The sequence below is a fragment of the Kineococcus indalonis genome, from assembly GCF_009906395.1.
Lineage (GTDB): Bacteria > Actinomycetota > Actinomycetes > Actinomycetales > Kineococcaceae > Kineococcus > Kineococcus indalonis.
Genome location: NZ_JAAALM010000161.1, coordinates 1 through 7,718, shown reverse-complemented (window position 1 = coordinate 7,718; position 7,718 = coordinate 1). Strand labels below are relative to the sequence as shown.

Here is a 7,718-nt window from a genome sequence, read left to right as displayed (position 1 = left end):
CTCGTGCTCGCCGCCCGCGGCGCCGGCGGGAGCGAGCGCGCGCGGGCGCAGCAGCGCTGGGCGCGGGCCCTGGGCAGCGGCGACCTGGCCGCCGCGGCGGAGGACCCGGCGGTGGCGCCCGAGCTGAGCGCGGCCGCGCGCTCGCTGTCGGCGCTGCTGGCGCCGCTGCCGCCCACCTCGGCGATGCTCGCCTTCGCCGCGCGCGAGCTGGCGGGCGCGGGCACGTCCATCGCGGACGGCGCGGCCGGCACCGACGCGGAGGTGCAGCGCATCACGAGCGCGGCCGGGGAGGTCTCGCAGCACGTGGCGGCGCTGGCCTCGGCGGGCGAGGAGATGAGCGCGGCGATCCGGGAGATCTCCGCCTCCGTCTCGCAGGCCAGCGCCGCGGCCGGCGCGGGCGTGGACGCGGTGCGCGCGGCGGCGGCCACGACGGGGGCGCTGGCGGAGAGCTCGGCCACCATCGGCGGGGTGGTGAAGGTCATCACCTCCATCGCCGAGCAGACCAACCTGCTGGCCCTGAACGCCACCATCGAGGCCGCCCGCGCCGGCGACGCCGGCAAGGGCTTCGCCGTGGTGGCCGGGGAGGTCAAGGAGCTGGCGCAGGAGACCGCCCGGGCCACCGAGGAGATCGCCGCGACCGTGGCGCGCCTGCAGGCCGACTCCGCCTCCGCGATCGCCGCCATCGGCAGCGTCGGCGACCTCATCGACGGCATGGCGCAGAACCAGGCGTCGATCTCCGCCGCGGTGGAGGAGCAGTCCGTGACCACCAGCCAGGTCTCGGCCACCACCGCGGACGTGGCCCGGCGCACCGACGTCATCGCGCAGGCCGTGGCGCGGGTGCAGGAGCTGGCCCGCACCACCGCGGCGGCGGCGGAGTCCAACCGGCGCGTGCTCGGCGACGTCGGCACGCTGACCGGCGGGCTGCAGGGCGTGGACGCGGCCGTGCGCCTGGCCGCCGGCGAGGAGCTCCCCGGCGGCTGGACGTTCAGCCCCGAGGGCCCGCAGCACCTGGGCATCGCCTTCCACGGCACCTGGACGGTGGAGGACGCGCGCCGCTACGTGCGCGAGCTGGAGGAGCAGCTGCAGCGGGTGCGCCCGGGCTTCACCGTCACCATCGACCTGCGCGGGCAGAGCCCGATCACCCCGGAGGTGCACCGGGAGCTGGCCGTCACCTTCGAGCGCTTCGCCCGGCACGGGTTCCGGCAGGGCACGTTCGTGGTGCCGTTCGCGCTGGCGGCGATGCAGGCCCAGCGCGGGGTGGACGAGGCCGGCGTGCCGATGACGTTCGTGACCTCCCCCGAGGAGGCGCGCCGGGTGCTGGCCGCCGGGGCGGGCGTCAGCGGGCGGTGACGGCGGCGACGCGCTCGCGCTGCCGGCGCACCCACCAGCGCCCGAACGGGTCGGCGTAGCGGGCCAGCACCGGCCCGAGCACCGCCATCGCCAGCACGTACGCGGCGGCCAGCGCCGCCAGCTGCGGGTCCAGCCCGGCGGCGGTGGCCAGGCCGGCGATGACGATGGAGAACTCCCCGCGCGGCACCAGCGCCGCGCCGGCGCGGATGCGGCCGGGCACGGCGATGCCGGCGCGGCGGGCGGCGACCCAGCCGGTGACGAGCTTGGTGGCGATGCCGACCACCACCAGGCCCAGGGCCGGCAGCAGCACCGGCGGCAGCGTGGAGGGGTCGGTGGACAGCCCGAAGGAGACGAAGAAGACCGCGGCGAACAGGTCGCGCAGCGGCTCCAGGGAGCGGTGCGCGTCCTCCTCCAGGTCGTTGGACAGGCTGATGCCCAGCAGGAACGCGCCCACGGCGGCGGACACGTGCAGGGCCTCGGCCACGCCGGCGACCAGCAGCGCCAGGCCCAGCACGCGCAGCAGCGTCACCTCGGCGCTGCCGCCGGAGACGAAGCGCGAGACGTACGAGCCCCAGCGCAGCGCCACGAACAGCGCCACGGCCAGGCAGGCCAGGGCGATGAGGACGGAGCCGGTGGCCTGCCACACGCCCGAGGCGGCGAGCACGGCGGTGAGCACGGGCAGGTACACGGCCATGCCGAGGTCCTCGAGCACGAGGATGCCCAGCACGCTGGGGGTCTCGCGGTTGCCCAGGCGGCCGGTGTCGACGAGGACCTTGGCCACGATGCCGGAGGAGCTGACGGCGGTGATGCCGAACATCGCCAGCGCCCCGACGGGCCCGTAGCCGAGCAGCAGCCCGAACGCGGCGCCGGGCAGGCCGTTGAGGAAGAGGTCCAGCACGCCGGCGGGGGCCTGGCGGCGCAGGTCGCCCAGCAGGTCGCCGGCGGAGTACTCCAGGCCCAGCATCAGCAGGAGCATCACGACGCCGATCTCGGAGGCGGCGTCGAGGAACCCCTCGGGGGCGTTGAGGGGCACGATGCCGCCGGCGCCGAAGGCGAGGCCGGCCAGCAGGTACAGCGGCACGGGCGAGATGCCGAGCCGTCCCGCGAGGCGCCCGACCAGGCCGAGGCCGACGATGATCGCACCGAGCTCGATGAGCAGAGCCGCGGTGTGCACTCCCCGACCAGCCGCCTTCCCGTGTCCACGCCGGGCGCGCGCCGCCCGGCCCGCGCCCCCTCCTCCCGCCGGTCCCCGCGCGCGGGGCGCGCGCGGGCTCAGCCCTGGTGCAGCACCTCGGCGGTGGCGCGCACGCCCTCCTGGGTGCCGACCACCACGATCTTGTCACCCGCCTGGAAGCGCTGCGACGGCGCGGGCGAGGGGATGACCTCGCCGGCGCGCACGAGCGCCACGACGGAGGCGCCGGTGCGGGTGCGGATGGCCGCGTCGCCCAGGGTGCGCCCCTCGTAGGGCGAGCCGGGCTCGACGTAGACGCCCTCGGTGGCCAGGCCCTCGATCTGCTCGCGCAGGCGCGCCAGGCGCTCGATGACGCGCGGCTGGCCCAGCAGCTCGGCCAGCACCTCGGCCTCGTCGGCGTCGAGGTCGACGACGGAGTGGCAGGCGTCGGGGTCGTCCTGCGAGTAGACGAGCAGCTCGCGCTCGCCGCCGCGCGTGGAGATGACGCCGATGCGCCGGCCGCGCGCGGTGGTGAAGTCGTGCCGCAGCCCCACGCCGGGCAGCTTGGTCTCTTCCAGGTCCACGATCTCCAGTGTCCTCCTGGGACGGGGGAGCCGACGACGGGGGCGCCGGCTGTCCCTCGGACGCCGCAGCGTCCACCCCCCTCAACGCCGGCGGGCCGCGGGTCCATCCCGGGCGCGCCGCACCGGACCGGGAGCGGGTGTGGCGCTGGTCACAGCCCTTGCCCGGTGCCGGGGCGTGGTGCAGTATCCGTCGCACCGCGACGCTGCGACCACACGGGCGAGGGCGCCGCGGGGTCGGGGTCGCGGGCGACCCCACCGGGCGGGCTGCTGCAGCGCCGTCCCGGGGGCTCCCGCCGCACCGGTCACAGCTGAAGACCGCCCGGGAGCACCAGCGACCGGGTCCGTTCCACTCGGATCGTCCGGCACGTACCTGCCGGTGGAAGGACACGAAGATGGCCACGGTCACGTTCGACAAGGCGACCCGGATCTACCCCGGCGGCGACAAGCCCGCCGTGGACGCCCTGGACCTGCACATCGAGGACGGTGAGTTCCTCGTCCTCGTCGGCCCCTCCGGCTGCGGCAAGTCGACCTCGCTGCGCATGCTGGCCGGTCTGGAGGACGTCAACGGCGGCCGCATCCTCATCGGCGACCGCGACGTCACCACGGTCCCCCCGAAGGACCGCGACATCGCGATGGTGTTCCAGAACTACGCGCTCTACCCGCACATGACGGTCGCCGACAACATGGGCTTCGCCCTGAAGATCGCCGGCACGCCCAAGGAGGAGATCAAGCGCCGCGTGCAGGAGGCGGCCAAGATCCTCGACCTGGAGCAGTACCTGACCCGCAAGCCCAAGGCCCTCTCCGGCGGTCAGCGCCAGCGCGTGGCGATGGGCCGGGCCATCGTGCGCCAGCCTCAGGTCTTCCTCATGGACGAGCCGCTGTCCAACCTGGACGCCAAGCTGCGCGTGCAGACGCGCACGCAGATCGCCTCCCTGCAGCGCCGCCTGGGCGTCACCACCGTCTACGTCACCCACGACCAGGTCGAGGCCATGACGATGGGCGACCGCGTGGCGGTCCTCAAGGACGGCCTGCTGCAGCAGGTGGACACCCCGCGCCGCATGTACGACCACCCCAACAACGTCTTCGTCGCCGGCTTCATCGGCTCCCCGGCGATGAACCTGCTCACCCTGGACGTCACCGACGGCGGCGTGAAGCTGGGCGACACCGTGCACCCCGTGGAGCGCGCCGCGCTCTCGGCCACCGGCGACAAGCTCACCCTGGGCGTGCGCCCGGAGGACCTGGAGCTGTCCGAGCGCGGCCTGCCGGTGCAGGTGGAGGTCGTCGAGGAGCTCGGCGCCGACGCCTACATCTACGGCTCGCTGGCCCAGCCGGGCAAGGAGTCGCACCAGGTCATCGCCCGCGTCGACGGGCGCCGCCCCCCGGAGAAGGGCTCCACGGTGCACTTCACCCCCAAGGTGGGCCACGTGCACCTGTTCGACCAGCACTCCGGTCAGCGCATCGAGTCCTGAACCGCACCGCGCACCACGGACGGGCCGCCACCCCCAGCGGGGGTGGCGGCCCGCGCCGCGTCCGGGCCCGGCGCCCGTGCCCGCCTCCTGAGAGGATGACCGCGTGAGCGCGCCCACGACGACCTCGCTGCAGATCACCGCCGCCAGGCCCTACCCCGAGCTGCTGGACCTGCCCTGGGACGTGCCGCTGGAGGAGTGGCCCGACAAGCACCTCGCGGCCCTGCCGCGGGGCATCTCCCGGCACGTGGTCCGCTTCGTGAAGCTGGGCAGCCGGGTGCTCGCCGTGAAGGAGACCAACGCCGAGATCGCCCACCGCGAGTACCGGATGCTGCGCCTGCTCAACCGGCTGGAGGTGCCCTCGGTCTCCCCCGTCGCCGTCATCACCGGCCGCGTGGACCGCGACGGCGAGCCGCTGAACTCGGTGCTCGTCACCCGGCACCTGCAGTACTCCCTGCCCTACCGGGCCCTGTACAGCCAGACGCTGCGCCCGGACACCGCCAAGCGCGCCGTGGACGCCCTGGCCGTGCTGCTGGTGCGGCTGCACCTGACCGGCTTCTACTGGGGCGACGTGTCGCTGTCGAACACGCTGTTCCGCCGCGACGCCGGCGCCTTCGCCGCCTACCTCGTGGACGCCGAGACCGGCGAGCTGTACGACGTGCTCTCCACCGGCCAGCGCGAGTACGACCTGGACGTGGCGCGCACCAACATCGCCGGCGAGCTCATGGACGTCGTGGCCAGCGGCGCCCTGGAGGTGGACATGGACGACGTGCTGTCCATCTCCGACCGCATCATCTCCCGCTACCGCGCGCTGTGGTCGGAGCTGACCGAGCCGGAGTCCTTCGAGCGCGGGGAGCGCTGGCGCGTGGAGGCGCGCATCCGGCGCCTGAACGAGCTCGGCTTCGACGTCGGCGAGCTGGCCATCACCACCGACATCGACGGCACCACCGTGCGCATCGAGCCGAAGGTCGTCGACGCCGGGCACCACTCCCGCCGCCTGCTGCGCCTGACCGGCCTGGACGCGGAGGAGAACCAGGCCCGCCGGCTGCTCAACGACCTCGACTCCTACATGGCCGCCGCCGACCGACAGAACGAGGACGAGGAGATCGTCGCGCACGACTGGATGGCGGAGGTCTTCGAGCCCGTGCAGCGCGCCGTGCCGCGCGAGATGCGCGGCAAGCTGGAGGGCCCCGAGCTGTTCCACGAGGTGCTCGAGCACCGCTGGTACCTCTCCGAGCGCGCCGGGCGCGACGTCGGCCTGGACGAGGCGGTGCACTCCTACGTGGACAGCGTCCTGCCCAGCAAGCCCGACGAGCGCGCCGTGCTCGGCGTGGACACCCAGGCGATCCGCGTCATCGCGGAACGCTGAACCACCGATCGAGGGGACGACCTTGCCTGACGAGAGGACACCCCGCGTCGCGCTCACCGGCGCCGCGGGCAAGCTGGGACGGGTCGTGCTGCGCGACCTGCTGGACCACGGGTACTCGGTGCTCGCGCTGGACCAGGTGCGCCCCTCCACGCTGCGCGAGGGCGACGACGCGCAGTTCGTGCGCATCGACCTGACCGACCACGGGCAGGTGCTGGAGGCGCTCGCCGGGCGCACCGACGAGCGGCCCGGGCCCTTCGACGGCGTCGTGCACCTGGCGGCGGTGCCCGCCCCCGGGCTGCTGAGCAACTCCGCGACGTTCCGCAACAACTCCGCCGCGACGTGGAACGTGTTCGACGCCGCCCGCGCCGCGGGGGTCCGCAACGTGGTGTGGGCCTCCAGCGAGACGCTGCTCGGCCTGCCCTTCGACGCCGCTCCCCCGCCGTACGCGCCGCTGGACGAGGAGTACCGGGTGCGCCCGGAGTCCACCTACTCCCTGGTCAAGGCGCTGGAGGAGGAGATGGCCCACCACTTCTGCCGGTGGCAGCCGGAGCTGACGATGACGGGGCTGCGCTTCTCCAACGTCATGCACGTGGAGGACTACGCGCAGTTCCCCTCGTTCGACGCGGACCCGCAGCTGCGCAAGTGGAACCTGTGGGGCTACATCGACGCGCGCGACGGCGCGCAGGCCGTGCGGCTCTCGCTGCAGCGCACCGGCCCGGGCGTGGAGGTGTTCATCGTCGCCAACGCCGACACCGTGATGAGCCGCTCCTCGGCCGAGCTGGTGGCCGAGGTGTACCCCGGCGTGGAGGTGCGCGGGGAGCTCGGCGAGCACGAGACGCTGCTGAGCATCGACAAGGCCCGCCGGCTGCTGGGCTTCGAGCCGCAGCACAGCTGGCGCGACCACGTCTGAGGCGCGACCACGTCTGAGGCGCGACCACGTCCGAGGCGCGCGCACGCCTGACGCGCGAGCGCGCCGCCGGGCGGTGCTCCCCGGCCGGGGAGCACCGCCCGCTGCGCCTCAGGCCGCGGGCTCCTGCGGCAGGGGGAGCAGGAAGTCGCGCAGCCCGGCGAGGTCGTCGGTGTTGACGTGGTCCACGTGCGCGGCCACCAGCTCGCGCCACACGGCCTCGCGCTCGGGGCCGGGCTCGTCCGGCGTGGCCCAGAACCGCACGGCGCGGCCGGCCAGGTGCGCGGCCCGCACGAACTCGTGCAGGCGGGCGCGCTCCTCCTGCGGCATCTCCCCGACGCCCGTCCACGTGAACAGGTTGTTCCAGTTGTCGCTGACCAGCGGCATGAAGTCGGGGTCGGCGCCGCTGGCCAGGTCCCCGGAGCGGCCGTCGTAGGCGGCGTTGCGCACGGGCTGGCGGGCGATGAGGTCCAGCGGGCGGTTGCCGGAGATGACGGCCGTGACGGCGCCCGGCTCGCTGTCGTAGCCCTCGCTCGTCATCGTGTACGTGGTGAACGCGCCCGGGTCGCGCGCGTCGTACCAGGCCAGCGCCTCGTCGATCGCGGCGTAGGTGCTCACCGCCTCGGTCTTGATGTCGATGAGCAGCTGCAGCGGGCGCCCGTCGCCGTGCACGCTGCCGCCGCCGTGCTCGGCGAACCACGCCAGCGGGTCCAGGTACAGCGACTGCAGGGTGCGGGCGGGGTCGAGGTCCCACGGGTCGTGGGCGACGAGCAGGCGCCCGTCCACGAGGTACACGTCGGCCTCGACGCTGGTGAAGCCGTGCTCGAGGGCGTCCAGCAGCGGGCGCTCGTGCTCGTAGTCGTTGTGGGCG

The 7,718-nt window shown here is 74.4% G+C and carries 7 protein-coding genes; 4 read left to right on the top strand and 3 right to left on the bottom strand.

Annotated features, from left to right (window positions below):
• Positions 1-1,350: methyl-accepting chemotaxis protein (locus GTR00_RS09920; RefSeq protein WP_240899784.1), on the top strand; the 1,350-nt coding region annotated here is incomplete at its 5' end.
• On the opposite strand, the gene GTR00_RS09915 is transcribed toward GTR00_RS09920, so the two are convergent.
• Both GTR00_RS09915 and GTR00_RS09910 read right to left on the bottom strand, forming a co-directional pair.
• On the bottom strand, positions 1,337-2,524 hold the full coding sequence (locus tag GTR00_RS09915; RefSeq protein WP_166611465.1) for a cation:proton antiporter: 1,188 nt from the start codon (positions 2,522-2,524) through the stop codon (positions 1,337-1,339). The two genes, GTR00_RS09920 and GTR00_RS09915, sit on opposite strands and share 14 nt — an antisense overlap.
• A 98-nt stretch (positions 2,525-2,622) precedes the next feature.
• Positions 2,623-3,105, bottom strand: a complete 483-nt coding sequence (locus GTR00_RS09910; protein ID WP_166611464.1) for a cation:proton antiporter regulatory subunit — start codon at positions 3,103-3,105, stop codon at positions 2,623-2,625.
• Positions 3,106-3,497: 392 nt separating this feature from the next.
• Here GTR00_RS09910 and GTR00_RS09905 point away from each other — a divergent pair, with 392 nt between their 5' ends.
• From GTR00_RS09905 to GTR00_RS09895, 3 genes are all read left to right on the top strand, one after another.
• A complete protein-coding gene (locus GTR00_RS09905; RefSeq protein WP_166611463.1) occupies positions 3,498-4,574 on the top strand; it encodes an ABC transporter ATP-binding protein in 1,077 nt (358 codons plus the stop codon).
• A 103-nt stretch (positions 4,575-4,677) separates the two neighbouring features.
• Entirely contained in the window at positions 4,678-5,940 is a 1,263-nt protein-coding gene (locus GTR00_RS09900; protein ID WP_166611462.1) for a DUF4032 domain-containing protein, read from the top strand.
• 22 nt (positions 5,941-5,962) lie between these two features.
• Positions 5,963-6,850 (top strand): NAD-dependent epimerase/dehydratase family protein, encoded by an 888-nt coding sequence (locus GTR00_RS09895; protein ID WP_166611461.1) that lies wholly within the window; start codon positions 5,963-5,965, stop codon positions 6,848-6,850.
• Positions 6,851-6,958: 108 nt separating this feature from the next.
• Here the strand turns inward: GTR00_RS09895 and GTR00_RS09890 are convergent.
• The coding region (locus GTR00_RS09890) for a phosphatidylinositol-specific phospholipase C/glycerophosphodiester phosphodiesterase family protein (protein ID WP_166611460.1) at positions 6,959-7,718 on the bottom strand (760 nt) is incomplete at its 5' end.

Bases quoted from the DNA above. Each gene is read 5' to 3' on its own strand.
- GTR00_RS09905 (WP_166611463.1), top strand. From the start codon at position 3,498: ATGGCCACGGTCACGTTCGACAAGGCGACCCGGATCTACCCCGGCGGC.